Source organism: Salsipaludibacter albus (assembly GCF_019798055.1).
Classification (GTDB): Bacteria; Actinomycetota; Nitriliruptoria; order Nitriliruptorales; family Nitriliruptoraceae; genus Salsipaludibacter; species Salsipaludibacter albus.
The window spans coordinates 13372-39908 of record NZ_JAHOPH010000009.1 but is presented as its reverse complement, the minus strand read 5'-3'; the positions used below and the strand labels follow the sequence as shown (position 1 = coordinate 39908).

The 26537-nt window shown below is 71.1% G+C and carries 31 protein-coding genes; 11 read left to right on the top strand and 20 right to left on the bottom strand.

The annotated features are described in order from the left end of the window. Positions 1-4 precede the first annotated feature (4 nt). Entirely contained in the window at positions 5-1438 is a 1434-nt protein-coding gene (leuC, locus tag KR546_RS07395) for a 3-isopropylmalate dehydratase large subunit (protein ID WP_238444066.1), read from the bottom strand. A gap of 132 nt (positions 1439-1570) precedes the next feature. Between leuC and KR546_RS07390 the strand changes: the two genes are divergently transcribed. Continuing rightward, positions 1571-2278, top strand: a complete 708-nt coding sequence (locus KR546_RS07390; protein WP_238444065.1) for a polyamine aminopropyltransferase — start codon at positions 1571-1573, stop codon at positions 2276-2278. A 112-nt stretch (positions 2279-2390) separates the two neighbouring features. On the opposite strand, the gene KR546_RS07385 is transcribed toward KR546_RS07390, so the two are convergent. The 3 genes from KR546_RS07385 to KR546_RS19115 form a co-directional block, all read right to left on the bottom strand. Continuing rightward, on the bottom strand, positions 2391-2606 hold the full coding sequence (locus tag KR546_RS07385; protein ID WP_238444064.1) for a hypothetical protein: 216 nt from the start codon (positions 2604-2606) through the stop codon (positions 2391-2393). Next, positions 2603-4240, bottom strand: coding sequence for a 2-isopropylmalate synthase (locus KR546_RS07380; protein WP_238444063.1), 1638 nt, complete (start codon positions 4238-4240; stop codon positions 2603-2605). Before KR546_RS07380 ends, KR546_RS07385 begins: the two co-directional genes overlap by 4 nt. A 134-nt stretch (positions 4241-4374) precedes the next feature. Beyond that, positions 4375-4500: a hypothetical protein gene (locus KR546_RS19115; RefSeq protein WP_274387755.1), complete on the bottom strand. Its 126-nt coding sequence runs from the start codon at positions 4498-4500 to the stop codon at positions 4375-4377. A 351-nt stretch (positions 4501-4851) separates the two neighbouring features. Between KR546_RS19115 and KR546_RS07375 the strand changes: the two genes are divergently transcribed. The 3 genes from KR546_RS07375 (at position 4852) to xdhA (ending at position 7917) form a co-directional block, all read left to right on the top strand. Beyond that, the gene (locus KR546_RS07375; RefSeq protein ID WP_238444062.1) at positions 4852-5244 is read left to right on the top strand and encodes a YbbD-related protein; all 393 of its coding nucleotides are present in this window, start codon (positions 4852-4854) and stop codon (positions 5242-5244) included. Continuing rightward, complete coding sequence (locus KR546_RS07370; protein WP_238444061.1) at positions 5241-6314, top strand: ATP-dependent DNA ligase; 1074 nt, start codon at positions 5241-5243, stop codon at positions 6312-6314. Before KR546_RS07375 ends, KR546_RS07370 begins: the two co-directional genes overlap by 4 nt. Positions 6315-6435: 121 nt before the next feature. Further along, a complete protein-coding gene (xdhA, locus tag KR546_RS07365; RefSeq protein ID WP_238444060.1) occupies positions 6436-7917 on the top strand; it encodes a xanthine dehydrogenase small subunit in 1482 nt (493 codons plus the stop codon). 42 nt (positions 7918-7959) lie between these two features. Here the strand turns inward: xdhA and KR546_RS07360 are convergent, their stop codons facing one another. From KR546_RS07360 to KR546_RS07325, 8 genes are all read right to left on the bottom strand, one after another. Continuing rightward, complete coding sequence (locus KR546_RS07360; protein ID WP_238444059.1) at positions 7960-8316, bottom strand: VOC family protein; 357 nt, start codon at positions 8314-8316, stop codon at positions 7960-7962. After that, positions 8313-8501, bottom strand: a complete 189-nt coding sequence (locus KR546_RS07355) for a hypothetical protein (protein ID WP_238444058.1) — start codon at positions 8499-8501, stop codon at positions 8313-8315. The genes KR546_RS07360 and KR546_RS07355 overlap by 4 nt, the downstream gene beginning before the upstream one ends. 100 nt (positions 8502-8601) lie before the next feature. Beyond that, positions 8602-8964, bottom strand: a complete 363-nt coding sequence (locus KR546_RS07350; protein ID WP_238444057.1) for a hypothetical protein — start codon at positions 8962-8964, stop codon at positions 8602-8604. Further along, positions 8961-9863: a DODA-type extradiol aromatic ring-opening family dioxygenase gene (locus KR546_RS07345; RefSeq protein ID WP_238444056.1), complete on the bottom strand. Its 903-nt coding sequence runs from the start codon at positions 9861-9863 to the stop codon at positions 8961-8963. The genes KR546_RS07350 and KR546_RS07345 overlap by 4 nt, the downstream gene beginning before the upstream one ends. 60 nt (positions 9864-9923) lie before the next feature. Beyond that, on the bottom strand, positions 9924-10730 hold the full coding sequence (locus KR546_RS07340; RefSeq protein WP_238444055.1) for a citryl-CoA lyase: 807 nt from the start codon (positions 10728-10730) through the stop codon (positions 9924-9926). Next, the gene (locus KR546_RS07335; RefSeq protein ID WP_238444054.1) at positions 10727-11905 is read right to left on the bottom strand and encodes a CaiB/BaiF CoA transferase family protein; all 1179 of its coding nucleotides are present in this window, start codon (positions 11903-11905) and stop codon (positions 10727-10729) included. Before KR546_RS07335 ends, KR546_RS07340 begins: the two co-directional genes overlap by 4 nt. A 91-nt stretch (positions 11906-11996) precedes the next feature. After that, the gene (locus KR546_RS07330) at positions 11997-12800 is read right to left on the bottom strand and encodes an IclR family transcriptional regulator domain-containing protein (protein ID WP_420804244.1); all 804 of its coding nucleotides are present in this window, start codon (positions 12798-12800) and stop codon (positions 11997-11999) included. A 63-nt stretch (positions 12801-12863) separates the two neighbouring features. Next, on the bottom strand, positions 12864-13247 hold the full coding sequence (locus tag KR546_RS07325) for a DoxX family protein (RefSeq protein ID WP_238444052.1): 384 nt from the start codon (positions 13245-13247) through the stop codon (positions 12864-12866). Positions 13248-13456: 209 nt separating this feature from the next. On the opposite strand from KR546_RS07325, the gene KR546_RS07320 reads away from it, so the two are divergent. Then, complete coding sequence (locus KR546_RS07320) at positions 13457-14926, top strand: amidohydrolase family protein (RefSeq protein WP_238444051.1); 1470 nt, start codon at positions 13457-13459, stop codon at positions 14924-14926. 183 nt (positions 14927-15109) lie between these two features. Beyond that, positions 15110-15286: a hypothetical protein gene (locus KR546_RS07315; RefSeq protein ID WP_238444050.1), complete on the top strand. Its 177-nt coding sequence runs from the start codon at positions 15110-15112 to the stop codon at positions 15284-15286. A 41-nt stretch (positions 15287-15327) separates the two neighbouring features. On the opposite strand, the gene KR546_RS07310 is transcribed toward KR546_RS07315, so the two are convergent. After that, positions 15328-16224: an EamA family transporter gene (locus KR546_RS07310; RefSeq protein WP_238444049.1), complete on the bottom strand. Its 897-nt coding sequence runs from the start codon at positions 16222-16224 to the stop codon at positions 15328-15330. Positions 16225-16365: 141 nt separating this feature from the next. Here KR546_RS07310 and KR546_RS07305 point away from each other — a divergent pair, with 141 nt between their 5' ends. Then, the gene (locus tag KR546_RS07305; protein ID WP_238444048.1) at positions 16366-16773 is read left to right on the top strand and encodes a secondary thiamine-phosphate synthase enzyme YjbQ; all 408 of its coding nucleotides are present in this window, start codon (positions 16366-16368) and stop codon (positions 16771-16773) included. Between the two features lie 10 nt (positions 16774-16783). On the opposite strand, the gene KR546_RS07300 is transcribed toward KR546_RS07305, so the two are convergent. The 7 genes from KR546_RS07300 to KR546_RS07270 form a co-directional block, all read right to left on the bottom strand. After that, complete coding sequence (locus KR546_RS07300) at positions 16784-17986, bottom strand: MFS transporter (protein WP_238444047.1); 1203 nt, start codon at positions 17984-17986, stop codon at positions 16784-16786. Positions 17987-18086: 100 nt separating this feature from the next. Further along, positions 18087-18854 carry a PIG-L deacetylase family protein gene (locus tag KR546_RS07295; RefSeq protein ID WP_238444046.1) on the bottom strand — a complete coding sequence of 256 codons (768 nt, stop codon included), beginning with the start codon at positions 18852-18854 and terminating at the stop codon, positions 18087-18089. Positions 18855-18859: 5 nt separating this feature from the next. Beyond that, on the bottom strand, positions 18860-19567 hold the full coding sequence (locus tag KR546_RS07290) for a 4a-hydroxytetrahydrobiopterin dehydratase (protein WP_238444045.1): 708 nt from the start codon (positions 19565-19567) through the stop codon (positions 18860-18862). 121 nt (positions 19568-19688) lie between these two features. Beyond that, on the bottom strand, positions 19689-21152 hold the full coding sequence (locus KR546_RS07285; protein ID WP_238444044.1) for a peroxidase family protein: 1464 nt from the start codon (positions 21150-21152) through the stop codon (positions 19689-19691). A gap of 672 nt (positions 21153-21824) precedes the next feature. Further along, positions 21825-22232 (bottom strand): DUF7144 family membrane protein, encoded by a 408-nt coding sequence (locus KR546_RS07280; protein WP_238444043.1) that lies wholly within the window; start codon positions 22230-22232, stop codon positions 21825-21827. A 68-nt stretch (positions 22233-22300) separates the two neighbouring features. Beyond that, the gene (locus KR546_RS07275) at positions 22301-22879 is read right to left on the bottom strand and encodes a hypothetical protein (protein WP_238444042.1); all 579 of its coding nucleotides are present in this window, start codon (positions 22877-22879) and stop codon (positions 22301-22303) included. A 236-nt stretch (positions 22880-23115) separates the two neighbouring features. Next, positions 23116-23622 (bottom strand): hypothetical protein, encoded by a 507-nt coding sequence (locus KR546_RS07270; RefSeq protein ID WP_238444041.1) that lies wholly within the window; start codon positions 23620-23622, stop codon positions 23116-23118. A 150-nt stretch (positions 23623-23772) separates the two neighbouring features. On the opposite strand from KR546_RS07270, the gene KR546_RS07265 reads away from it, so the two are divergent. From KR546_RS07265 to KR546_RS07250, 4 genes are all read left to right on the top strand, one after another. After that, positions 23773-24741 carry an RNA polymerase subunit sigma-70 gene (locus KR546_RS07265; RefSeq protein WP_238444040.1) on the top strand — a complete coding sequence of 323 codons (969 nt, stop codon included), beginning with the start codon at positions 23773-23775 and terminating at the stop codon, positions 24739-24741. A 182-nt stretch (positions 24742-24923) separates the two neighbouring features. Further along, positions 24924-25613, top strand: a complete 690-nt coding sequence (locus tag KR546_RS07260) for an SRPBCC domain-containing protein (protein ID WP_238444039.1) — start codon at positions 24924-24926, stop codon at positions 25611-25613. Further along, positions 25614-26003, top strand: coding sequence for an ArsR/SmtB family transcription factor (locus KR546_RS07255; protein WP_238444038.1), 390 nt, complete (start codon positions 25614-25616; stop codon positions 26001-26003). Positions 26004-26048: 45 nt separating this feature from the next. Beyond that, entirely contained in the window at positions 26049-26483 is a 435-nt protein-coding gene (locus tag KR546_RS07250) for a VOC family protein (protein WP_238444037.1), read from the top strand. The last annotated feature ends 54 nt before the right edge of the window (positions 26484-26537 follow it).

Here is a 26537-nt window from a genome sequence, read left to right as displayed (position 1 = left end):
CGGGTCAGTTCAGGGCACGAACATCAACGAAGCGGCCGGCGATCGCGGCGGCGGCGGCCATGGCGGGGCTGACCAGGTGGGTCCGGCCCTTGAAGCCCTGGCGCCCCTCGAAGTTGCGGTTGGAGGTGGAGGCGCACCGTTCGCCGGGGGCGAGCTGGTCCGGGTTCATGCCCAGGCACATCGAGCAGCCCGGCGCACGCCAGTCGAACCCGGCCTCGACGAATACGCGGTCGAGGCCCTCGGCTTCGGCGGCCTCCTTCACCAGCCCGGACCCGGGCACCACCATGGCCTCGACCCCGTCGGCGACGTGCTGGCCGGCGATCACCTCGGCCGCCGCGCGCAGGTCCGACAGCCGCCCGTTGGTGCACGAGCCGATGAACACCTTGTCGATCGTGACGTCGGTGATCGCCTCGCCCCCGTCCAGGCCCATGTAGTCCAGGGCCCGCTCGTACTGGCGTGCCCGGGAGTCGTCCGTGGCGTCGGCGGGGGTCGGGACGGTGCCGGTCACGGGGATCGACTGCTCGGGGGTCGTGCCCCACGTCACGTAGGGCGCCACGTCGCCGGCGTCGACCTCCAACACGGCGTCGAAGGTGGCGTCCTCGTCGGTGGACAGGTCGCGCCACGCCGCCAGCGCCCGGTCCCAGTGAGCACCCCTCGGTGCGTGCGGCCGGTCCTTCAACCAGGCGAACGTGGTCTCGTCCGGCGCGATCAGCCCCGCCCGTGCGCCGCCCTCGATGCTCATGTTGCACACCGTCATCCGCTCCTCCATCGTGAGGGCGCGGATCGCCTCCCCCCGGTACTCGATGACGTGGCCGGTGCCGCCGGCGACGCCCAGGCGGTTCAGGACGTGGAGGATGAGGTCCTTCGCGGTCGTGCCCACCGGCAGGGTCCCCGACACGTCGACCGCCATCGTCTTCGGGCGACGCTGCGGGAGCGTCTGGGTCGCCAGCACGTGCTCGACCTCGGACGTGCCGATGCCGAACGCGAGTGCCCCGAAGGCCCCGTGGGTGGCGGTGTGGGAGTCGCCGCACACGATCACCATGCCGGGCTGGGTCACGCCCAGCTCCGGTCCGATGATGTGGACGATCCCCTGGTTGCGGGATCCCATCGGGAACAGCTCGATCCCGAACTCCGCACAATTGGCCGTCAGTGCGTCCATCTGTCGGACCGACATCTCGTCGGCCAGCGGGAGACGTCCGGCCGCCTGCTCGGGGTCGGTCGGGACGTTGTGGTCCATCGTCGCCAGCGTCAGGTCCGGTCGTCGGACGTCGCGCCCGGCCAACCGCAGGCCCTCGAACGCCTGGGGCGAGGTCACCTCGTGCACCAGGTGGAGGTCGACGTAGAGCAGGTTGGGGTCGTCACCCGAGCCGTCCCCGACGAGGTGGGCGTCGTAGATCTTGTCGATGATGGTCCGGGGCCCGGGGTGGTCGGCGGCCATGGCGGGGTCCTCGCGTCGCGTGTGGCCAGTCAACCGTCAGGACATGATCTTGTTCAACCCTTACAGCCAGCCGGCGTCCTACCGTGGGGGCGCTGGCCGCCGACGAGCGGTGGCCCGGACACGGGGACCATCGTGGGTGCACTGCTGGAGGAACTGGCACGACGGGACACGCCCTCGGGGCTGCTGACGCTGCGTCGCCGCGTCGAGCCGTCGCGCCAGGTCGACGTCTTCGAGGTCAAGCTCGGCGACGAGTTCCTGATGTCGAGCCTGTTCACGATCGGCGAGGAGGAGCTGGCCCGGCTCGGCCTGGACGCGGTCGAGGGCGACGACCTCGACGTCGTGGTCGGCGGCCTGGGACTGGGCTACACCGCCGCGACGGCGCTGGAGGACGACCGGGTCTCGTCGCTGCTGGTCGTGGAGGCGGTCGACACCGTGATCGACTGGCACCGCCAGGCCCTGCTGCCCGACGTGGGCGGCCTGGCCACCGACCCCCGCACGCGGTTCGTGCACGGCGACTTCTTCGCCATGGCCGCCGACGCCGGCTGGGATCCCGACACCGACGATCGTCGGGTCGACGCGGTGCTGCTGGACGTCGACCACACGCCGCGCCACCACCTCCATCCCGACCATGCCGCCTTCTACACGCCCGAGGGGCTGGCGTCGATGGCACGCTTCCTGCGCCCCGACGGCGTGTTCGCCCTGTGGTCGGACGATCCGCCCGACGACGACTTCGTCGCCACGGCGCGAGAGGTCTTCGACGAGGTCACCGCCCACGTCGTGTCGTTCGCCAACTTCCTCACCGGTGGGGAGTCCGCCAACACGGTCTACGTCGCCCGCTGACCACCGCGATCCGCTCGTCGCGGGTCGGTCGCGTGGCCCAGCCTCGGGTGGGGGCAGCACACGACGGGGCCGCAGCCGATCGGCTGCGGCCCCGTCGGTGCGTGGCTGGCGCCTAGCGGAACATCCGCGCCGAGACGGCCCGGAAGTCGACCTCCTCGGGGTGCTCCACGTCGATCTGGACGTCCCGGTGCCCGTGGCTGTCCTCGTAGGCCGCGGCGACGGCCTCGACCAGGGCAGCCTCCTCCTCCGGCGTCTGGTCCGGGGGCAGGTTGACCGTGATGCGGGGCACCCCGGGGGCTCCGGCGCGCGACGGCGGTTGGGAGGTCATGGGCGGAACTCCTCGCTGCGATGGGTGATCCGTTGCGAACGGTTCAGGGCGTCAACATACGCCTGGATGCTCGCGCCGACAATGTCGGTGGTGGCGGCCCGACCCGTGAAGGTGCCCCCGTCGGACACCTGGACGGTCACCGCGACCTCGCCGACCGCCTCGATCCCGGAGCCGACGGCGGAGACGTTGAACCCGGTCAGGGTGACGCCCTCGATGCCCACGGCGGCGCGGACCGCCTCGCACGCCGCGTTGACCGGACCGTCGCCGGTCCCGGTGCCCTCGGAGACCTCGCCGGTCTCGGCCAGGCGCACCCGGACCGTCGCCCGAGGGGGCTCGTCGCTGCCGGTGACGACCTCGAAGGACTCGAGCACCAGCGCGTCGTCGGCGGTCGTCGTCGACTGCGAGACGATGATCGCCCGCACCTCGTCGGTGTCGACCAGCCCACCCTTGGCGTCCGCGACGTCCTTGAAGCGCACGAACGCGTCCTGGAACTGCTCGTCGGTGAGGTCGAAGCCGAGCTCGTCGACGGCCTTGCGGAACGCGTGGCGGCCGGAATGCTTGCCCAGCACGATCTGCGAGCCGTCGACCCCGACGTCCTCGGACTTCATGATTTCGTAGGTCAGCCGGTCGGCCAGCACGCCGTGCTGGTGGATGCCCGACTCGTGGGCGAAGGCGTTGGCGCCGACCACGGCCTTGTTCTTCTGCACGCCGTAGCCGGTCAGCGACGACACCATCCGCGACGTGCGGGTCAGCTCCGGGGTGTTGACCCGGTGGTCCGCCCCCAGCAGGTCCTTGCGGGTGCGGATCGCCATCACCACCTCCTCCAGCGAGCAGTTGCCGGCCCGCTCCCCGATGCCGTTCACGGCCACCTCGACCTGCCGGGCGCCGTTGCGCACGGCCTCCAGCGAGTTGGCCACGGCCAGCCCGAGGTCGTTGTGGCAGTGGACCGACACGACCACGTCGTTGGCCTCGATCGCGGGGATCCGCTCGTGGAGCTGCTTGATCCACCGGCCGAAGTCATGCGGCAGTGCGTAGCCGACGGTGTCGGGGATGTTGACCGTCGTGGCGCCGGCCTCGACCGCTGCGGCCACGATGTCGACCAGGAACTCGAAGTCGGTCCGGGTGGCGTCCTGCGGTGAGAACTCCACGTCGTCGGTGTAGCTGCGGGCGAGTTCGACGGCCCGGATCGCCTGGTCGAGGATCTCGTCGTTGGTGGCCTTGAGCATGTACTTGCGGTGGATGTCGGAGGTCGACAGGAAGGTGTGGATCCGGTGTCGGCGCGCCGGGGCCAGCGACTTCGCGGCCGCCTCGATGTCGGATTCCTTGGCCCGGGCCAGGGCGGCGATCACCGGTGGTGTCCGTTCCGACTCGTCGTCGGACTCGGCATCGCGGGTGGCGTTGCCGACCACCTCGGCGACCGCCTTGACGGCGTCGAAATCGCCTGGAGACGCGGCCGAGAACCCGGCCTCGATGACGTCGACGTTCAGCCGGGCGAGCTGTTCGGCGATCTCGACCTTCTCGCGGGCGTCCAGCGAGATGCCCGGTGACTGCTCCCCGTCACGGAGCGTGGTGTCGAAGATGGTGATGTCGGCACCGAGGGCGTCGGTGGCGACGTGGTCGATGGGCTGTCCCATCAGGCATGTCCTCTTCTCGTGATCTGTCGATCAGGATCTGCTGCGTGCGCTCGGTGGCACGCCGGGCGTGGGCGTGGTTCCCGGTCATGCTCTCCGCGGTCGCTGTCGTGGTGGGACGGGACAGCGCCGCGGCGTCAAAGCAGCAGGAGGAGGAGAAGCAGGGCACCGAGCAGGGCCAGGACGGCCCCGGAGAGGTCGACCGGGCGCGCGACCCGGGTACGGACCCGGGTCGAGTGGCGGCGGTCGTCGTGGTGCTCCATGCAGCCAGTCTTGACCAGTGGTGGCCCCATGTGCAACCCGGGTGGCCGCCGACGTCCCTCTTCACCCCTCGTTCGCGCGTTGGACGCACGCATCGGCGAGCGCGAGCGCGTCAGCGCACGCTGCGCCGTGGCCCGGCGCGTGGCACACGGCGTCGAGCACCTCCCGACGACCGCGTCCCATGGCGCCGGCGGGCCACTTCCGGGCGAACGCGGCGAAGACAGCGCGCTGTAGCCTCGCGGACCGTGTCACCCCTGCTCATCGGAGGTCCGGAGGTGCCTCGTCCCCCTGTCGCCCGCCCCGCACGCGGAGCCCGTGGACCGGCGGTCCGGGTGCTCTGCGTCGTGGTCGCCATGGCCCTCGCCGGATGCGCCCAGGAGGTCCACGACGCCGCGTGGGACGACCTCGTGACGGCGCGCCAGCAGGACGCGATCGACCGGGGCTGGGTGCCCGAGTGGCTCCCCGAGGACGCGACGGACCTGGTCGAGCGCAACCACCCCGAGTCGGGCGAGGTCGTCGTGCGAGCCACCCTCCCGAGCGACGAGTGGCTCGACGCCTGCACGCCGACCGACCAGCCGCCGGCACGCCCCGACCTGTCCCCCGACTGGTGGCAGCCGGGACCGGACGGCGTGCCGCACACCTGTGACGACGACTGGTCGGCCCTGCGCGAGGCAGACCTGCTGTGGATCTGGACGCTGGGCGACACCGTGATCCTGGAGGACGACCCCGACGAGGACGAGTCATGACCGACGAACCCACCCTCGACCTGCCGGTCGCCTTCCCCGTGAAGCCGATCCTGGCCAAGCTCGTCCGCTCGATGCCGGAGGGCGACTTCCTCTACGAACCGAAGTGGGACGGCTTCCGCTGCCTGGTCTTCCGCGACGGCGACACCGTCGTGCTGCAGTCACGCAACGCCAAGCAGCTCGAGCGCTACTTCCCCGAACTGCTCGACCCCCTGCGCGCCGTCCTCCCGGAGCGGTGCGTGGTGGACGGCGAGTTGGTCGTCCCCCTGGACGGCGGGATCGCCTTCGACGCCATCAGCGAGCGGATCCACCCCGCCGAGTCGCGCATCACCATGCTTGCCGAGAAGACGCCGGCGAGGTTCATCGCGTTCGACGTGCTGGCGGTCGGCGACGAGGACCTGACCGGGCTGCCGATGGTCGAGCGTCGCGCCAGGCTCGAGGCGCTGTGTGACTGGTCGATGCCGGTGCACCTCACCCCGGCGACCACCGATGCCGACACCGCCCAGGACTGGTTCGACCGGTTCGAGGGGGCCGGCCTCGACGGGGTGATCGCGAAGCCGGCCGACGGCACCTACCAACCCGGCAAGCGTGCGTTGGCCAAGGTCAAGCACGAACGCACGGCCGACGCCGTCGTGGCCGGGTTCCGGTGGCACAAGGCCTCGACGCAGGAGGACCCCCAGGTCGGGTCGCTGTTGCTGGGGCTCTACGACGACGACGGCCACCTCCACCACATCGGGGTCGCCTCGTCGTTCAGCGAGACGCGCCGTCGGGAGCTCGCCGAGGAGGTCGCCGTGTTCGGGCCGCCCGAGCCCGGGACGCATCCGTGGCAGGAGTGGATGGACACCGAGGACTCGCCGCGCGGTGGCAACCGGTGGAACGCCACCAAGGACATGAGCTTCGAGGTGATCGCGCTGCAGGTCGCCGAGATCGCCTACGAACAGCTCGACGGTGACCGACTGCGCCACTCTGGCCGGTTCAAGCACTGGCGCAAGGACCGCGACCCCGACAGCTGCACCTACGACCAGGTCGAGGTCGCCACTCCCGCCGAGCTCAAGGACGTCCTGGCGGTGTGAGCGCCCGTCGAGTGTCGGATCCGTCATCGCCAGCGGGCACGAACTCCCCAACCGACGGGGGTTGGTCAGGCCGATGGGGTCGTAGGCTGGGGGTCGGTCGAACCGACGGGGGTGACGACGGATGATCAGGTTCCTGCTGGGGGACGAGCGGGTCGAGGTCGACGACGTCGACCCGAACACGACGGTGCTCGACTGGCTGCGTGCGTCCGGCCGCGTGGGCACGAAGGAGGGCTGTGCCTCGGGTGACTGCGGGGCGTGCACGGTCACGACCGTCCACCTCGCCGAGGCGCCCGTCGACAGTGCCGCGGACACCGCCGACCTCGACTACCGACCGGTCAACGCCTGCATCGCGTTGCTCGGCAGCCTGGACGGGTGCCAGCTGCTGACCGTCGAGGACCTGGCCGACCCCGTCACGGGCGATCTCCATCCCGTCCAGCGCGCGATGGTCGATCGGCACGGGTCCCAGTGCGGGTTCTGCACACCCGGGTTCGTGATGTCGATGTTCGCCTGGATGCACGGCGAGCCCACCACCGACCGCCACGACGTCGACACGGCGCTGTCCGGCAACCTGTGCCGCTGCACGGGTTACCGCCCGATCATCGCGGCTGCCCGCGACGTCGCGACCGCCCGTCCGACCGACCGTTTCGACGCCGCCGCGACCACCACCGCGGCGAGCCTGGCCGACCTGGCCGAGACGCGAGCCGACGACGCGGCGGCCTCGCTGGCCCACGGCGGCCGGCGGTGGACGGCGCCGCGCTCGCTCCACGAGGCGATCACGGTGCTGGCCGAGGAGCCCGCCGCGACGCCGGTCAGCGGTGCGACCGACCTAGCGCTCGCGATCACGCAGGACGACCGTCGGTTCGGGACGCTGGTCGACCTGTCCCGCGTGCCCGAACTGCACGTGCTGGAGGTGGACGAGGACCGGATCGTGGTCGGCGCGGCCGTGCCACTGGTGACCGCCGCCCCGGTGCTGGCGACGCACTGGCCGGCGGTGACCGAGCTGTTCGAGCGCTACGGGTCGGTGCCGATCCGCAGCCGCGCGACCCTGGGCGGCAACCTGTCCACGGCCTCGCCGATCGGGGACTCGCCCCCGTTGCTGCTGGCGCTGGACGCAACGGTCGTCGTCGCCGGCCCCGACGGACGACGACGGGTCGCCATCGACGACTTCTTCGTGGACTACCGGCGCACCGTGCTGGCCCCGGGCGAGCTGGTCGCGGCGGTCGAGGTGCCCACCCCGTCCGACGGCTGGTTCCTGTCGGTGTCGAAGGTGTCCAAGCGGCTCGACGACGACATCTCGGCCGTGTGCGGCATGTTCCACCTCGCCCTGTCCGACGACGTGATCACCGACGCCCGGGTGGCGTTCGGCGGGATGGCGGCCACGCCGGCCCGTGCGCGAGCCTGCGAGCAGGCCTTGGTCGGAGGCCGGCTCGACGACGCAACCCTCGAGGCGGCTCGGACGGCGCTCGCCGACGACTTCTCCCCCATCGACGACATGCGTGCATCGGCCGCCTACCGGACCAGGGTCGCCGGCAACCTGCTCGAGCGGGCGGTCCGGGAGGCGCGCGGGGAGGACCGGCTCCGGGTGACGACCGCCGCGACGTAGGGCGGAAGCCCTCCAGGAACACCGCGAGCCCTCCCCCGGCACTCACTCGGCTTGGAGGAACTCCAGCCGGTTGCCGAACGGATCGTCGACGTACACCCGCCGGTGGCCCGGGAACAGGTCGTCGGACCGTGCCCCGATGCCGGCGCCGGCGAGGCGCCCGACCAGGTCGTCGAGGTCGCCCACCAGGATCCCGGGATGGGCCTTGCGGGCCGGTGCGAACGGCTCCTCGACGCCCAGGTGCAGCTCGACCTCGCCGCCCCGGAACCAGCAGCCGCCACGCGCCGCCAGCGCCGCCGGCTTGGCCACCTCGTCGAGGCCGAGCAGGTCACCCCAGAACGCCCGTGCTCGGTCCTCGCCACCGGGCGGGATCGCGAGCTGGACGTGGTGCAGCCGCATCATCCGACCAACCCCACGACGCCCCAGACCGCCAGCGTGACGACGGCGATCGTCACGATCGCGACCAGCTCGGCTCGACTGCGCGAACCGCCGTGGTCGCGCTGTGCGCGCTCCTCGATGAAGGCCTTCGCGTCACGCTCGGTCCGGGTGCGGAAGATGATTCCGAGTCCGGAGCCACCACCAACCATGTGTTCGACCTGTCGCCGGTGCCACCTCCACCGTAGGGAAGACCGCGACGAGGTCGAACACGTTCGGACGAGGCCCGTGGTCCCACCGGTCGGACACGCGTCAGGTGGAGATGTCGGGGTGGGGCAGGGTGACGTGGGCGAGTTTCTCGGCGTACTCGAGCTGGAAGCCCAGGGGCTCGTCGTGGGACTCCTCGTAGATCGCGATGAACAGCGTCAGCGTGAGGAAGGGATGCGCACCCATCTCGAACAGGGTGACGTAGTCGTGCTCGACCAGGGCCCGGCGCTCGTCGTCGGCCAGCGCCAGCCAGGTGCTGTCCTCGCCGGTGTGGGTGCCCAGGATCCGGTTGGCGAGGGTGTCCTCCCACCAGGCGACCAGCTCTGCCGGCTCGTCGCGATAGCGCGCGACCAGCTCCGGGTCGCGGTCGACCGTGAACAGGAACTTGTTCAGCAGGTACTTGCTCATGCCGGCGCCCCCTGTTCGTAGGTCCGGGTCGGCGCACCCTCGGGTGGGCCCCCGGGATACCAGGTGAAGTAGGCCTCCATGGTGTGGAACAGGTCGAGCGTGTCGACGTAGTCGGCGGGCGTGTCGTCGCCGGCCGCGCCCATCATCAGCATGAAGTCCATGAACCCGTGGGTGGCGTTGCCCGGCTCCCACAGGTTCTCCAGGCTGACCCCCTCGAGGCAGTTCTGCGTGTCACACTTCGCGATCCACTCGACCGCCCGGCGGTCGAAGTCCGGGTCGGGCCCGGTCGGCCCGAACTGGCGAGGCCCACCCAGCTCCAGTGACAGGTGACCCGTGCCGATGATCGCGACCTTCAGGTCGGACTCCCACGACTCGACCAGGCTGCGGATCGTGCGCCCGAGCTCGACGAACCGATGTGGCTGTGGCAGGGGCGGCGCGAAAATGTTGGTGTAGATCGGCACGATCGGCAGGTCGGCCTCGGGCCGCAGCGTGATGATCGGGCAGGTGATGCTGTGGTCGATGCGCAACTCGTTGCTGAACGCCAGGTCGAAGCCCGCGTCGATCCCCTGGCGCAGGATGTGGGCCGACAACTCCTCGTGGCCCGCAAGGGTCATGCGCGGCAACCCGAACTCACGTTCCTCGTTGTGCCAGTTCGCGTCGTAGAACGGCGCCTTGCCGACCAGGAACTGGGGCATGTTGTCGAGCCACAACTGGTGGAAGTGGTCGCTGCCGACCATCACCAGCACGTCGGGATCGGCCGCGGTCAGGGTCGCCCGGAAGTTCGTGACCTTCTCGACCCACTCGTCGGCGAACGGTGGTCGCTCCTCGCCGGTCGCGTTGGACGCCTTGTAGTAGAACGGGTGGTGGGTCGAGGCGATGACGGCGACGACCTGCGCCATGGTGGGTTCCTGTCGGTCGGCGGTGGGTTGGGTGCGGCGCGCCCGGCGCGCCGCGGTGGGTCAGGTGGTCTCGGACGTGTCGGTGGTCGGGTCCACGTAGTCGGTGCGACCGTGGATCGACAGGTACATGTCGTTGGCGATCGGGTGGTCGACCTCCTCGGCGACCTGTCCGAGCACGCCGGCGGTCCGGGCGAGCAGGGCCGCACCCCGCAACAGGTGCCGCGGGAAGCCGGCGTCGACCAGCGCGGCGCCACCCACCCCGGCGCCGTTGAGGGGAAGCGTCCGACCGATGATCTCGCCGTGGACCCGCCCGATCGCGGCGAACAGCTCCATGCAGGGCCCGAACAGGTCCGCCTCGCGTGCGATCGTCGCGAGGCGCTCCACCCGGGGGTCGTGGGTGTGGGTCGGATGGCCCAGGCCGGGGATGATCTGCTTGTCGGCCCGGGCGGTCGACACCACGTCACGAGCCACGTCGTCCCAGCCGTCCTCGTCGGTGGGCAGGTCGTCGAGTTCGTCGACCGCGCGAGCAAGGAACTGGCCACAGTCCTCGGTCACGCCCAGGTAGCGCGACCCGCCCCCGAGGATCCCGGCGGCGACCGCGCCCTGCAGCGAGTCCGGCGCGCTCAGCCAGGTCATCCGGGCCGCGATCGCGGTCGGCACGAACCCGTGGTCGGCGAGGCTGGCCAGCACCGCTTCGAAGACGCGGACCTGGCCCGGCTCCGGACGACGCCGCAGCACCAGCCACAGGGCGAGCTCGCCGAACCCGACCTCACCCATGATCTCGTCGGCGAGGTCGTGGCCGAGCAGGGTGATGCTCGTGGCGTCCGAGGTCCCCAGCGACGTCCGGAAGGCGGGGCCGTCGCTCATGCCACGTCCTCGTCGTCGCCGGCCAACCAGGCCCGGACGTCGTCACCGTGCTCGTCCAGCAGCGGGGGCGCCGAGTGGTAGCCCGCGGGGGTGTCGGAGAAGCGGATCGGGTTGCGCACGCTCGGGATGCGCCGGTCGTCGTCGCCCACCTCCACCACCGGGTCCAGGCCCAGTTCGGTCGCGAAGGCAACGCCCTGGGGGACGGTCCAGACCGGGCCACCGGGAAGTCCGACCTCGCGGAACCGGTCGAACCACTCGTCGGTGGTGTGCTCGGCCAGCGGGGCCTCCAACAGCGGCTGGAGCTCGTCACGGTGCTCGGTGCGCAGGTCGCTGGAGGCGAAGCGTTCGTCGTCGACCAGCTCGGGGACGCCCAGGACGTCGCACAGCAGGCGGAACTGGCCGTCGTTGCCGGCGATGACGATGATCTCGCCGTCCTTGGTCGGCAGCGGCTCGTACGGAAACAGGCTGGGGTGGGCGTTGCCCATCCGGGTCGGGGTGACGTCCCCGGCGACGGCGGCACTGGACTGGTTGACCAGTCCGGACAGGGCCGACGACAACAGGTTGACCTCGACCAGTTGGCCCTCGCCCGTCTCGTCACGGTGGTGCAGCGCGGCGAGGATCCCGATGACGGCGTGCATGCCGGTCATGACGTCGAACACCGAGATCCCGGCGCGGTAGGGCGGCCCGTCGGGCGAGCCGGTCAGGCTCATCAGCCCGGACATGCCCTGCACCATCAGGTCGTAGCCCGGCAGTTTCGCCCCACCGGCCGTGCCGAACCCGGTGATCGAGGCGTACACGACCCCCGGGTTGGTCGCCGCGACGTCGTCGTGGCCCAGCCCGAACCTGGCCATGCCGCCGGGACGCATGTTCTCGATCAGGACGTCGGCCCGGTCGGCCAGGGCCCTGGCGGTCGCGAGGTCGTCGTCGTCCTTGAGGTTGAGCGCGATGGACTGCTTGTTGCGGTTCACGCCCAGGTAGTAGGTGGACTCGCCGTCCCGGACCGGCGGCATCCAGCTGCGGGTGTCGTCGCCCCCCGGGCTCTCCACCTTCACGACCCGGGCGCCGAGGTCGGCCAACAGCATCGTGGCGTAGGGGCCGGCGAGGATGCGCGAGAAGTCGGCCACGACCAGCCCGGCGAGCGGTCCGGTCGACGAGGACGAGGGGGACTGGGACACGCGTGGACTCCGAGGTGACCGTATGGCGGACAGATGTCCGAATGGTGGCAGCCCAGTCGCGGGGTGTCAAGGTCCGTGCGGGGAGCCTCGCTCAGGTGGCGGCCCGCAGGTGCGGGACCTCGTCGTGGAGGGCGATGTCGGCACCCACCGCGCTGGCGGCCTCGAGGAGCCGCGGGAGATGCTGGTCGACCAGGACCTCCCGCGACGTCTCGGCGGCGTGGCCGGTCGTGTTCAGGGCAGCGACGACCGTGCCGGCGCCGTCCCGCAGGGGCACGGCGATCGAGCGGATGCCGGGCGCGAGGTCCTCGTCGGCCATGGCCCAGCCGCGGGCCCGGACCTGGCGCAGCGCCGCGTCGCGCTCGTCGTCGTCGGGCTGCCATCGAGGGGTGATGCCCGACCGGCTGGGCTGGGCGAGCACGTCGGCCAGCTCGGCCGGGTCCAGCCCGGCCAGCAGCACCTTGCCCAGCGAGGTCTGCAGCGCGGGGAAGCGGGTGCCGATCGACACGGCGAAGGTGATGATCTTGGGCACGGCGACCCGGGCGACGTAGACGATGTCGGACCCGTCGAGCTGGGCGATGGACGACGACTCGTGCGTGCGGGCGACCAGGTCCTCCATGTGTGGACGGGCGAGCGCCCACAGTCCCTGGGCATGGACGTAGGCCATGCCGAGCTCGAGTACCCGGGCGGTCAGCGTGAAACCACCGTCCTGGCTGCGGACGTAGCCCAGTTCCTCGAGGGTGATCAGGATGCGGCGAGCCGTCGGGCGCGCCAGCCCCGTCGCCGAGGCCACGTCCGACAGCGACATCCGGGGCCGATCGGCACCGAAGCACCGGACCACGTCCAGGCCCCGTGCGATGGACTCCACGAAGTCCTTGCCCGCGTCACGATCGGCGATGGCGTCCCCCTCGCCGGACCCCGCGAGCGGTCCCGTGGCTCCCCCGGCCTGCGCGCTCCCGCATCAGGGCTGGTCCTGGTGTCGGCTCGCGGCCGCGACGACCAGCAGCCCACCCACCAGGCCCACGTTCTTCCAGAACTGGATCCGGTCAGCCTTCGCCTCCGCGGGGTCCTCGTCGCGCCACCAGGCGTGCGCAGCGAGCGTGGTCGGGACCATCAACCCGGCCACCGTCACGGCTCCCGCCGCGGGTGCCACCCCGGTGGCCACGGCCGCACCACCGACGACCATGCCGACGCCGTTGGCGCGCACGGCCAGTTCGGGCTCGGGGACGCCCAGGTCCCGGGCCAGGTCGACCCGACCGCCCGGCTCACGTGCCGCGTCGAGCCCGAGCACCACGAACGGTGCGGCGACCATGGCCCTGGCGATCGTGGTCAGCAGGCGCATCATGAGGCTCCTCGGTGGGTGCCGCCGGGACCCGTGCCGGGCGGATCTGGCGAAAGGGGTTGACAGGGGGAGGTCTCGCGCCGAGACTACACACGTCCGCCAAGCGGATCAACGTCCGCCATGCGTACACCGATGCAGCGAGCACCCAGCCCTGCCCGGTCCGGCCTCCCCCCGGCCGCCACTGACCGGGTGACGACCGAGGAGACCGACCAATGGCAGACGCCACCACCGCGACCGACTTCGACGACCGACCACTGGTCTTCCGCAACGGGCTGGTCCTGACGATGGACCCGTCCCTCGGGGACGTGACCGACGGTGACGTCCTGGTGGTCGACGGCCGCATCGAGGCGGTGGGGACCGACCTCGACGTCCCGGAGGGCACGGTCGAGGTCGACGCCGCGGGCGGGATCGTGATGCCGGGGATGATCGACACCCACCGGCACATGTGGCAGACCGCCATGCGTGGCTACGGGGCGGACTGGACCCTCACCCAGTACTTCGTCTTCTACTACCTCAACCACGGCAAGACCTTCCGACCCGAGGACATCCACGCCGGCAACCTCCTGGCCGGGGTGGAGTCGCTGGACTCGGGGGTGACCACCACGGTCGACTGGTCGCACGGCCTCCAGACCGTCGACCACGCCGAAGCCGCGGCCGACGCCCTGGAGTCCGTCCCGGGACGGTTCGTGCTGGCCTACGGCAACATCCAGCAGGGTCCGTGGGAATGGGCGCCCAGCCCCGACGTGGCGTCGTTCGTCGAACGACGGCGCGGCAGCCGCGACGACCTGCTGACCCTTCAACTGGCCTTCGACGTGACGGGGGACCCGGAGTTCCCCGAGAAGGCCGCCTTCGAGGCCGCACGCGAGCTGGGCCTGCGGGTCACGACCCATGCCGGCGTGTGGGGCGCCACCGACGACAACAGCATCCGGCTGATGTCCGAGCACGGCTGCATGGACGACCAGGTCACCTACGTCCACGCCTCCACCCTCTCCCAGGACTCCTACCACCGGATCGCAGCCTCGGGCGCGCACGCCTCGGTGTCGACCGAGAGCGAGCAGAACGCCGGACAGGGCTATCCCCCGACGTTCATGCTGCGCCGCCACCAGATCCCGATCTCCCTGTCGATGGACACCAGCGTGTGGTGGTCCGGCGACGTCTTCTCGGCGATGCGGGCGACCCTGAGCGCGGACCGGGCCCGCGAGCACTTCGACGCCCAGTCCGAGGGCGAGACCGTGGTGCACCACGCACTGCGCGCCGAGGAGGTGGTGCGCTGGGCCACGATGGGCGGGGCCGAGGCGCTGGGGATCGACGACCTGGTCGGCAGCCTCACCCCGGGCAAGCGGGCCGACGTCGTGCTGGTCAAGAACGACCGCAACCCGGCGATGTTCCCGATCCTGCACCCCTACGGCCACCTGGTGTTCCAGGCCGGCCGCGGCGACGTGCACACGGTCGTCGTCGACGGACGGGTCGTCAAGCACGACGGCGAACTGGTCGGCGACGACCTGCAGCGCGCGAAGGACGAGGTGTCGGCGACGGTGGACTTCCTCGCCGGCGAGCTCGGGCCGGAGGACTGGGCGGGCGGGATGAGCCCCGAGCTGCCCGAGCAGGAACTGTTCGACAACCCCTACCAGTACACCGACTGGGACGCCGGCCGCGGCGCCCGCGAGGTCCACGACGACTGACCGGCGGCGTCGCCCCGCGCCGCCCCTCGATCCCGCCCACTCCCCCTCGTCAGGGTCGGGATCGTCCACACCCCCGGACCCCGTGGTCCGGGGGTGTGCTCGTGGCCAGCGCACGGTCGACCTATTGTCCGTACAATTGTTGGCAGACGCCAGCGAACCCTGCCCACGAAGGATGTTCGACCCATGTGCCGTGCCGCGACCTGTTCCACCTGCTCCAAGACCACCTGGGCCGGTTGTGGCCAGCACGTCGACCAGGTGATGCGCGATGTCCCCGCCGGTGGACGCTGTGAGTGCACGCCCGAGGACCGCTCGTCGAACCGCGGGTCGGGATTCCTGGCCCGCCTGTTCGGCAACGGCTGACCCTGGCGGGGGCCGATCGCCCCGGCGGCAGCCGAGCGCGCTCAGCCCACGCTGACCAGGACCACCGCCAGCAGGGCCAGTCCCACCCCGGCCACCTGGACACGTCGCAGTCGCTCCCCCAGGACCTGGCGAGCGAGCAGGATGATCACGACCGGGTACAGCGACGACAGCAACCCGGCGAGTGCCAGCAGACCGGTGCGGGTCGCGAAGAGGAACAGGCCGTTGGCGACGGCGTCCAGGACGCCGGACAGGGTCACCTGGCCCAGGTCGCGACGCTGCGGCCAGGCGCGCCGCCGGGCCAGGGCCAGGACACCGAGCACCGGCACGCTCGCCATCTTCGCGCCGACCAACGGCCACAGCCCGGACCCGTCGGGTGACAGGTCGAGCAGGACGAAGAACGCCCCGAAGAGCAGCCCGGCCAGCAGGCCGAAGAGCGGGCCCGCGGCGCCTCCGGAGGCGACGTGGCCGCGGGCCCGGGCCAGCACGGACGCGGGCGGGGTGATCCCGGTCGGCGCCCCGACCTCGTGCTCGCCGGCGGGGTCGAGGGTCGACAGGACGACGGCAACCAGCCCGACGACGATCCCGACGACGGCCAGCGGGCCCACCTGCTCGCCACGGGCGACACCGACCAGCACGGGCAGCATCGCACCCACGACACCGGTCAGCGGGGCCACCACCCCCATCGGCCCGATGGCCAGTCCCCGGAAGTAGGCGACCAGGCCCGTGCCCCCGGCCACCCCTGCGAGCGCCCCGATCCCCAGGGCCGCGGCCGAGAGGTCGCCGCCGGCGAACGGCGCGAGCAGCAGCACGAATGCCAGGCCCGCAACCTGGGTCGCGACCGTGACGGTCAGTGCCGGCGCCCGGGTGGCCACGCGGCCGCCGAGGAAGTCGGCGAACCCGAAGGCGATCGCTGACGACAGGGCGAGCAGTGCGGCCACGGGACCCTCCACGGATGCCCGGGGGTCACGACGACGGCCTGCCGGGCGGCAGGGCACCCTACCCGTGACGGGCAGGGCCGTGCCGGCAGCCCGGAACCAGTGCAGGATCGCCCGATCCAACCTCGACAGGGAGCCATCGACGTGCAGCACCACGAGCTGACCATCACCACCGGACGCGAGCGCTTCACCGACCTCACCGCGGAGGTCACCGCGTTCGCCCGGCGACACGACGGCGACGGGTTGCTGAACGTGTTCGTGCCACACGCCACCGCCGGGATCGCGATCTTCGAGACCGGCGCCGGGAGCGAGCCGGACCTGTCCGGCGTGCTCGACGACCTGCTCCCCCGCGACGACCGCTGGCGTCACGACCACGGATCGCCCGGCCATGGCGCGGACCACGTCCTGCCCGCGTTCGTGGCTCCGTCGACCACCATCCCGATCCGGGACGGGCGCCCGCTCCTGGGGACCTGGCAGTCGGTGGTCCTGGTCGACACCAACGTCGACAACCACACCCGGACGGTCCACCTGTCGTTGGTCGGGGTCGCCTGACCACCGGACCTCAGGGCGCCGCGGGTGGGCGCCGACGCCACAGTGGGCGGCGGTACCGGGGCGCAGGCGGGACCGCGGCGGCGACCACTGCCGGGATCGCCGCGAGCAGCAGCGCCACGGAGCGACCCGCTCCGACGGCCAGCACCCCGAACAGGGCCGGCCCGACGACGAAGCCGGTGGCGCTGAACAGGATCGTCGTCGTGAACCCCGTCGTCGGTCGGTCCCAGAACACGCGTTGGCTCCACACCACGATCTGGCCGTAGCCCACCGTGAACCCGACGCCGAACAGGGTCGCCGATCCCAGCCCCACCACCGCCGATCCGGGGCCAGCGACCAGCACCCCGAACGCGGCGGCCATGGCCATCCAGCTCGCCGCCAGGGTGCGTCGCAACCCGACGCGCGTTGCCAGGTCGCCGGCGAAGACGCCGACACCACCGCCGACCAGGCCGAGCAGCGCCCACATGGCTGGTCCCGTCCAGCTGGGCTGGCCAGCGGACGCGATGACCGCCGGCACGAACGTGAAGTAGGCCGAACTGGCGAGCGCGGCGCCCAGGGTGACGACGAACAGCCGCACCGACCGTGGTGTCAGGAACCACCGCCAGGACGGACGCGGGCGACGTCGCACCGTGCGCGACGTCGAGGTCGCCAGCACGCGCAGGTTGACCACCGCGGCGACGACGCCCAGGGCCGCGAAGAGCACCCAGGCGATGCGCCAGTCGTCGTCGACGACCAGCACGCCGACGCTGGCCACGACCGACCCGAAGGGCGCGCCCGTGTTCACCAGCGACAGTGCCCGCGGCTGACTGGCCTCGGGCACCTGCAGGGACACCGCGTCCGCGAACGGCGCCCACGTGCCGCCGGCTGAGGCTCCGGCCAGGGTGACGCCCACGGCCAACGCCACCGGGCCGGGTGCCCCCGCCACCAGGGCCGCCCCCATCGACAGCACCACGCAGCCCGCCACGACCGGGACGCGGGCTCCGAGCCGGGCAGCCAGCAGGCCCGTGGCGACGATGACGGCGAGGTAGGCCGCCTGGGCTGCACTCGCGACGAATCCCAGGGTGGCCAGCGAGAGCCCGAACTCGTCCTGGAACGCGGGGACGAAGAGGCCGAAGGCCTGCCGTCCCACCCCGTAGGTGACGAGCAGAGCCAGGAGCCCGGCCCCGCCGACCCGGGTCGCGGGTTCCAGCCGGGGGCCACCCCGTGGACCACTCATCGGTCGACCTCCCGGCGCCCGTGCACGGACGGTGTCGCCGGCACGGACGCGTGCCGGACGAGGCAAGGCGTGTCCGGGGAACGAGGCGCCACGACCCCGATCAGAAGACCTGGTACTCGCGCGGGGCGTCGTCGGGCCAGGGCGGCTGCACGCGACGGAGGGCATCGGTCGCCAGGAAGTCCCGACGCAGGTCGGGGGGCATCACGTCGTACGGCGGGGTCTGGGACGCATGCACGGCCATGGCCCGCTCGCGCAGGTCGAGCAGGTCGCTGGTGTCCAGCAGGGTCGTGATCTGGTCGTCCGGTGTCCCGAGCTCACCGAGCCCGAGGTGCGCAGCCTCGGGGTTGCGTCGGGCCAGTTCCTCGACCCAGCGTCGCATGAGCCGTCGCGGGAGGCAGTGGAGGTAGACCCGCTCCGGAGACCACGACGCCGCCGCCACTGCGGCCAGCGTGGCGTCGCGGACCCGGACGTGGTCACGATGGCCGTCGCTGCCGTCCAGCGTCACGACGAGGGTCGGCCGACGGCGCTCGACCAGTTCCACCACCGCGCTCACCACGTCGTCGAGCGGTGCTGCGCACAGCGTGTCGGACGCCGGCTCGCCGTCCATCCCGGAGTCCCGCCAGTCCCACACCACGACGTCGTCGACCCCGAGCATCGCGGCCGCAGTGTGCAGCTCGGCCTCTCGCACCTCGGCCAGGCTCGTGCCGTCCGGGACGCTGCCCGGCGTCGGGTCGCCGGCCTCGCCCCGGGTTGCGCACGCCACCGTCACGGACGCCCCGCAACGGTGGACATGGGCCAACAGCGAGCCGGTCCCGAAGGTCTCGTCGTCGGGGTGGGCGACCACCACCAACATCCGCTCGTCCACCATCCGGTTCAGTCCGTCGTTGCTGGGGACTCGGCGACGCACAGGACTCCCCGGTTGCCGTCCTGGTCGGCGATCACCGTGAGCGACGGCGCGTCGGTGTCGTCGACGACCGTCCCACCCGCGGCGACGGCGGCGGCGATCCGCTGCTCGGCCACCTCGTGTGCCACGTAGACCTCGACGTGGAACCGCTGGCCCGACGTCCCGTCGTCGGAGGCGTCCCCGAACCACAGGTTCGGAACCCGCCCCGTCGCGTCCCGGATCTCGTCGCTGGGAGACCCGTGGCCCTGGGCCTCGGCGTTGCCGGTCAGCAGGGCGGCCCAGACCGGGGCGATGGTCGCCGACTGCCGCGTGTCCAGGCCGAGCTCGATCATGCCGACCGAGCCCGGCTCCGCCGCGACACCGTGGTCGACCGCGATCTCGGTGATCCGCCACGCGAGGTCGACGTCCTGCTGGGTCACCCACTGGAGGACGAGTTCGGTGCCGTCGTCGTCGCGGTGGACGGCGTCGTCGCTGACCAGCTTGAAGTCGACGTGGCCCGTGCCCATCGACACGCTGGGGTGGTGTCCCAGCGCGTCGCCCGCCTCGCCGACGGCGGCGACGAACCGTGCGCCGGTGCCGAAGTCGTCGACCACGTAGCGGGCGTGCAGTCCCTGGGCCAGCTTGCGCCAGTCGGCCAACCCGGCCTCGGCGATCTGTGCGTCCATCAGCATGTCCATGGCGCGGGACGCTATCCGTGGACCGCCGCCACTGCTCGCACCATCGGCCGGGTCTCCGACCCCGCGGGTCTCCTCCACCCGGGTGGACAGGTGGTCGGTGTTCGCGGGGCATCGCGGCCGCTCAGGCGACTCCAGCGAACTTCAGGAGGTCGGGAACGGTCACGTTGCCCGTGGTCGTGAACGGCGCTCCCGGGGTCCACGCCGGGGAGGCGTTGAGGTAGGACGTCGGATCGCCTGCCAACAGGCCTGCACAGACCTCGGCGACGATCCGGCCGCCGACCTCGCCCAGTCGCTGACCGCCCTGGGTGATCTCGGCCTCCTTGAGCACGTACCAGAACAGCGGGGCGTCGCCGCCGCCGGGGTGACCGAGCTGGCTGTCCGACATCGGCGCCGCTCCGAGCTTCTTGGCGACGGCCTGCCCGGACGGCAGGCCCAGGGTGTGGCCGCGCATGATGTTGCGGTGCGCGAGGTTCTTGAGCCCGGTCCCGACCACGCTCGATGGCATGTCGTGCAGTGGGGGAACGAGGTGGGTGTCGATCGTCCGGGCCATGACCGGTGAGGACCCGTCGATCTGGAAGTAGTGGTCCCAGTCGATGGTGTGGCCCGCCGGGAGCGGCCGGAAGCCCTGCATGTCCACACCACTGCCGAAGAACGCCACGTCCGGCCTGGACGCGTTGAGCGGGTAGGTCGCACGCACCATGGAGTGACCGAACCGGTACGCCGCCACGGAGAATTCCACGGGCATGAAGATGCGCTTCTTCCAGTCGAAGATCTTCGTGCGCACCGGCCGGTTCCCGTGGGGCTGGAAGATGTCGTCGACCAGGGCCTGGCCCACCACCCGGGGCAGGAAGTCGTGCACGACTGCCCACTGGTAGAGCCACCGGGTGAGCCGCTGGGCGGCAGCGAAGTCGCTCTCGCCGCCCTTCTTGAGGCTCGGTGTCGTGGCGATCCCGTCCAGCACTGCGTTGTGGAGGTTGAGGAAGGCCAGCTGCAACTGGGAGACAGCCGTGTTCTCGTCGTTGCGGGGATCACCGATCAGGGCCAGCCCGGCGCTGTCACGGGGCAGGTCGTCGGCCGCGTCGTGCTGGTCGATCCGGAGACGATCACCGTCGTAGATGCCCGGGGATCCGGTCTTGCCGAGCCCGTAGACGCAGTCGAGGTCGAAGAACGGGGTCCGGATGTCCTCGATCGTCGACGGGTCGACCGGGGACCCCAGGATCGAACCGTCGTCCAGGGTCAGGTCATGGTCGACGAACTGTCCGAAGAAGGTGTAGCCCGAGGGGATGCTCGACTCGCCCGCCGCGGTGTCCGGCGGATCATCGACCATCAGCCCGGCCATCTGTCCGGCCTGCTGGTCGGTCACGACCATCGACTTCACGTTGCCCTTGATCTCGACGAGACGACCGAAATTGTGCGTTCCGTCGTCGACCACCGCCTTGGTGATCTTCTTGTCGAGGTCACCGTGCCCGACCTTCTTGCCCTTGTTCGGCTTGCCCTTCCCACCGTCGTTCGGCTTGTCGTTTCCGCCCTTGCCGGGCTTCATGCCCTTGCCCGGCTTGTTCTTGTTGTCGCCCTGTTTTGGCATGTCCAGCCCCCGTGGATGTCGCCGGAGAATCCACCAAACAATCGCCCCGATGGAACGGGCGGTTCTCCAAAAAGCACCCTAGGTCTGCCTGATCGTTCCTGTAAAGAACAATCCTGAAGATTCGTCGAAAGTGGACGGAGTCTCGTCCAACCATTCGCTGGTCACGCTTGGGGACCATGGAGGCGTCGAGGTCGAGTGGGTTGGTGTAGTCGTCGTGGATGAACGCCACCGTGTGACGGTCCGGGTCCACGCCCTGCTCGACGAGCAGGTGACGGATCCCCGTCGGCCCGTCGTCGAAGAATCGCTTCGCGCGGGCGTCGGTGTCCACGAAGGTCACGCGCGGCCAGACGAAGGCTGGCGTCAGGTCGACGTACGAACCCCGGGTAGAGCACCTCTCGGACGTCCACGACGTCCGCGACTGCTGCATACAGGCCCCGTCGCGGACCCACCAGGCGGGTCTGTTCGTCCCAGAGCCGGCGTGTTCGATCACGCATGTCACCGATGTGGGCAGCCTCCGTCAGTTCCGTACCGAGACGATGTGCGGCAGATCGAGGCCCACCTCGCGGTGTCCAACGCAACGGTGCCCCGTCACCTCACCCGCCCCAGCGACGCATGGCTCGTCCTGCACGAACCAGGGCGACACGACCACACCGGCCGCCCCACCGTCTCACCCTAGGCGTGGGAAGTGTCGGCGAGGTCGCGTCCGTGGGCAGTCAGGGCCCAGATGACGGCGACGTCGATGGCGATGACCACCAACGCCCAGATCGGGTAGTAGGGGATGAAGGCGAAGTTGGCGATCGCGCTCAGTGCAGCAACCACGACCCCGACCGTGCGGGCCGCGAGGTTCCCGCCCATCACCCCGAAGGCCGACAGCAGCAGCACGACGCCCACGACCAGGTGGATCCACCCCCAGGTCGTGACGTCGAGGCTCAGGACCCATTCGGGCGTGACGGCGTAGATCTCGTCCTGGGCGATCGCGGCGATGCCCGCGATGACCTGGAACACGCCCGCGATCCCCATCATCATCGCGGCGAACATCGTCCACCCGACGGCCCAACCACTGACCTGGTGCTCGCTCATCCCACTGCTCCCCGTGCTCGGCGACAGTCCACCGGTGGCCTGGTGCCACCATGCGGCGAACCGTACGGTCATCCAACGTCGTCGGAATCATCCGAAGTGGGTGAATGGATCGGGCGGGACGGCCGAAACTGGGTGCTGGCGGAAGTGACCGTCCGTGACTCGCCGGCGTCGAACATGGTCAGCAGGTGCTGGGCGTACCCGTGCGATCGATCCGCCGTGAGGTGCATGAAGCGACCGAGGCCGGCCTTCGCCAACCGCGCCACCACGGGCTCGAGGGCGGTGCTCCCGGGGGGGTTGTCGTCACCCTCCAGGGCCAGGCTGTGCCACGTCTCATCGGCGATGGCGGCCTCGGTCAACTCGACCTGGCAGCCATCGATCGTGACCAGGCGCCGGTGCTTGACGACCTCGACGAGCGTCGCCCCGTCGCCCAGTGCAGACGGCCAGGGCACGGACCGCTTGTTCCACCGCTCGACCCAGCCGGACCCGCCGGCAACGAGCATCGGCTCGCAGCGTGTTCGGACCTTGACCTCACACGTGGTCCCGTTGCGGACCTTCGCGTTCCGGTCAGGGTGGCCCTCGTCCAGCAGGTAGCGGTCGACGCGTGTCGCCTCGACGTCGACCTCACCCAGCGTGGCGAACCAGGTCACGAACTCCTCGGGGATCGGGCCTGGTGCCCACCAGCGGCACTCGACAGTGGTTGACAGGGAGCCCCCCGGGGTCACTCGTCCACCTCCTGCGCGATCATGGCTCCTCCGATGACGTTGACCGTCGACAACGCATCCGCACGCCCAGGCCATCGTGGCCATCGTCTCCATGATCGCGACCATCGGCATCGCCCGGGTTGGATGAAACGGGCCGGCACGCCGATGCGTGAGCGCGTCGGTCACTCCGAGGCGATGATGGGACGGGACGCCCTCGAGGCGAGCAGTTGGTCGATGATCGCGACGTGGGCGATCAGGACCGCGGGGACGTACCAGCTGAGTGCCAGCCACATCGCGCCGAGGTCGAACTCGAGCAGGTTCGTCTCCAGCGCGATCCTGCCCACGTTGGCGAAGTCCAGCAGTCCGACGGCGGTCAGGACCCAGAGCAGCGGGACGGTCGCCGACGAACCGGCCCGGGCGAGCAGCAGGGCGACGAGCGCCAGCAGGGCCGAGGCGAGGTCGCCGGAGGACGCCTGTGCGAGGAGGTCGGTCGGCAGGGACGGGTCGACCTGCCCCTCGGCGATCAGCGTGAGGCCGGTGAACCGGAACATCTGGACGAACAGCAGGGGCTGCACGGCGAGCAGCAGCGGCAGCCGCGCCAGCCGCGGCCGGACGTACCAGGCGTAGAGCAAGGCGTAGGCGAGCGTGGCCATGCTCACCTGGATCAGCAGGATCGGGATGTTGCCCATGGGGGCACTCCTCGGGATCGAGTGACGGGTTCACCCACTGTGACTCCGTTGGCCGCACGAAATCATCGGTGGCTGCGCGGACTTCGCTACAACCGATGATCTCGCGCCGCCCAGCCGGTCACATGGGGTGGACGCCGACCAGGAGCGACGATGACCCGCACCCAGACCGACGACGGCGAGGCCGGCGACCTGCGCGACGCCCTCGCCGGCGACCACGACGCGTTCATGCGGGCCGTCACGCCCTACCGGAACGAGCTCCACCGCCACTGCTACCGCATGACGGGTTCGGTGGACGACGCCGATGACATCCTCCAGGAGACGTTGTTCCGCGCGTGGCGCGGCCTCGGCACCTACGCGGGGCGGTCGTCGTTCCGGGCCTGGCTTTACCGCATCGCCACCAACCGCAGCATCGACGCGCTCGGCGGCCGAGCCCGCCAGGAGCTCCCGGTCGCATGGGAGGGCCAGGAGGACGGGCTCGAGCCCATGTGGCTCCAGCCGTACCCCGACGACCCCGCCGACGTGGTCGAACGACGGGAGCACATCGCCACGGCGTTCGTCGTCGCGATCCAGGCGCTCCCACCGCGGCAGCGGGCTGCACTGCTGCTCAAGGACGTGCTGGGCTTCTCGGTGCCGGACATCGCCGATGCGCTCGAGACCACCCGAGCAGCAGTCAACTCCGCCCTGCAACGTGCGCGAGCCACCGTGGGCCACGCGACGGAGACCCGCTCGAGCACCGACGACGAGGCCGCGCTGCGAGACCAGTTGATGGACGCCTGGCAGCGAGCGGACATCGACGCACTCACCAGCCTCATGACACGCGACATCGTGATCACGATGCCGCCCGACCCACTGCGCTTCGACGGGCCCGCTGCCGTGGTCGCCTCCCTGGTGTCCATCGCGCCCGACGGCCGTCTCGATCGGATGCGCCTCCTGGCGTCGAGCGCGAACCAACAGCCCTCCGTGGGTCTCTACCTCCCCGACGACCAGGGCCGCATGGCCGCGAACGCCCTGATCACCCTCGGCACCCGGGACGACCGGATCTCCCGAATGACCGCCTTCCGCCTCTCACCCGGCCGCCTCGCCCGACACGGACTCCCCGTCGACCTTCCGATCGACTGAGGATCGCGACGACGGGCGACGTTGCGTGCCCACGACGAACTGCGCGGGCACGGCTTCCCGGTCAACCGCTGAGGCGACCGCCCCGCCACTGGTCGTTCCGCAGCCGTGGCACTTGCACAGCCGAGCGTCGTGTGGTTCGCTTGATATAAGCACACACTTATATAATCTCCCGAGGACGACCCATGATCGACGACCCCACCCACGCTGCACGACTCACGACCCGCGAGGTCCGGACGGGCTCGCGCGACGGCGAGACCACCCGCATCGTGGTCGCCCGGCGCGACTACGCCACCGACCGCCCCGACCTGTGGGACGCACTGACCGATCCCGAGCGCATCCCGCGCTGGTTCCTGCCGGTCAGCGGCGACCTCGAGGTCGGTGGCCGCTACCAACTGGAGGGCAACGCCGGTGGCGTGGTCGAGGCATGCGCCGAGCCGGAGGCGTTCACGGTCACGTGGGAGTACGGGCCGATGGTGTCCTGGCTGACGGTGCGTCTCGAGCCCGCCGACGACGGGACGACCCTGGAGCTGCGGCACGAGTCACCCGTCGATCCCGACATGTGGGACCAGTTCGGACCGGGCGCGGTCGGCATCGGCTGGGACCTGGCCCTGCTCGGGCTCGGCCTGCACCTCCAGACCGGCGAGGCGGTCGACCCGTCGGAGGGCGCGACGTTCACGATGACCGACGACGGACGGGCCTTCGTCGAGATCGCCGCGCGCGACTGGGGCGAGGCAGCCGCCCGCGACGGCGACGACCCCGAGACGGCCGAGGCCGCTGCCGCGGGCACCATCGCCTTCTACACGACCCCACCCGAGCCCCAGCCGGACGACGCCGACCCGGAGCCGTCCGGACCCGATGGTGTCGAGGGCTGAGTGACCGCGATCTTCGACGCCCTGGGCAACGCCACCCGCCGGCACATCCTGCGCGTGCTGGCGGGTGGCGAGTGCGCGGTCGGCGACGTCGTGGCCGCACTGCACCCGGCCCGGTCGATCTCCCAGCCCGCGGTGTCCCAGCACCTCGCCACGCTCCGCGACGCCGGTCTGGTCACCGTGCGAGCGGACGGACGACGACGCCTCTACGCCGTGGACGACGACGGCATCGCCACGGCCCGGTCCTGGCTGGCCGAACTCACCGACCCGCTGGCCGGGCTCGCCCAGCCCCTCGACGCACTCGAGACCGAGGTCGCGCGGGGTCAGCGTGATCGGCGTCGACGGACGTCGCCTGCTCGTCTCCCCGACGAACACGGCGGTCGCACGGCCTGACGGTCGGTTCGGCATGCTGTCGGCACCCGACCGAGCGGAACCGCCGTGGACCAGCGCCTCAGCCTCGTGACCCTGGGCGTGACCGACCTGGACCGGTCCCACCAGTTCTACACCGCCCTGGGCTGGCGCGGCACCGAGGTCCAGGAGACGGTCTTCTTCCAGGCGGGCCCCATTGCCCTGGTGCTGTGGGACCGCGGCGCGCTCGCCGACGACGCGGGCGTGGACGACGACGGTGCGGCCTTCGGCGGGATCGTGCTGGCCCACAACGTCCACACACGTGCGGAGGTGGACACGATCATCGACCAGGCCCGCGCCGCGGGTGCCGTGATCACCCGCGAGCCGGCCGAGACCTTCTACGGCGGGTACGCGGCCTGCCTGGCCGATCCCGATGGCCACGTCTGGGAGGTCGCCCACAACCCCGGCTTCACCCTGGCACCCGACGGATCGCTGGTGCTGCCCGACTGGGACGCCCAGGGCTGACCGGCCGACGTGCTCCCAGCGGAGGAGACGATCGTCCGCCACTAGGGTGGACAG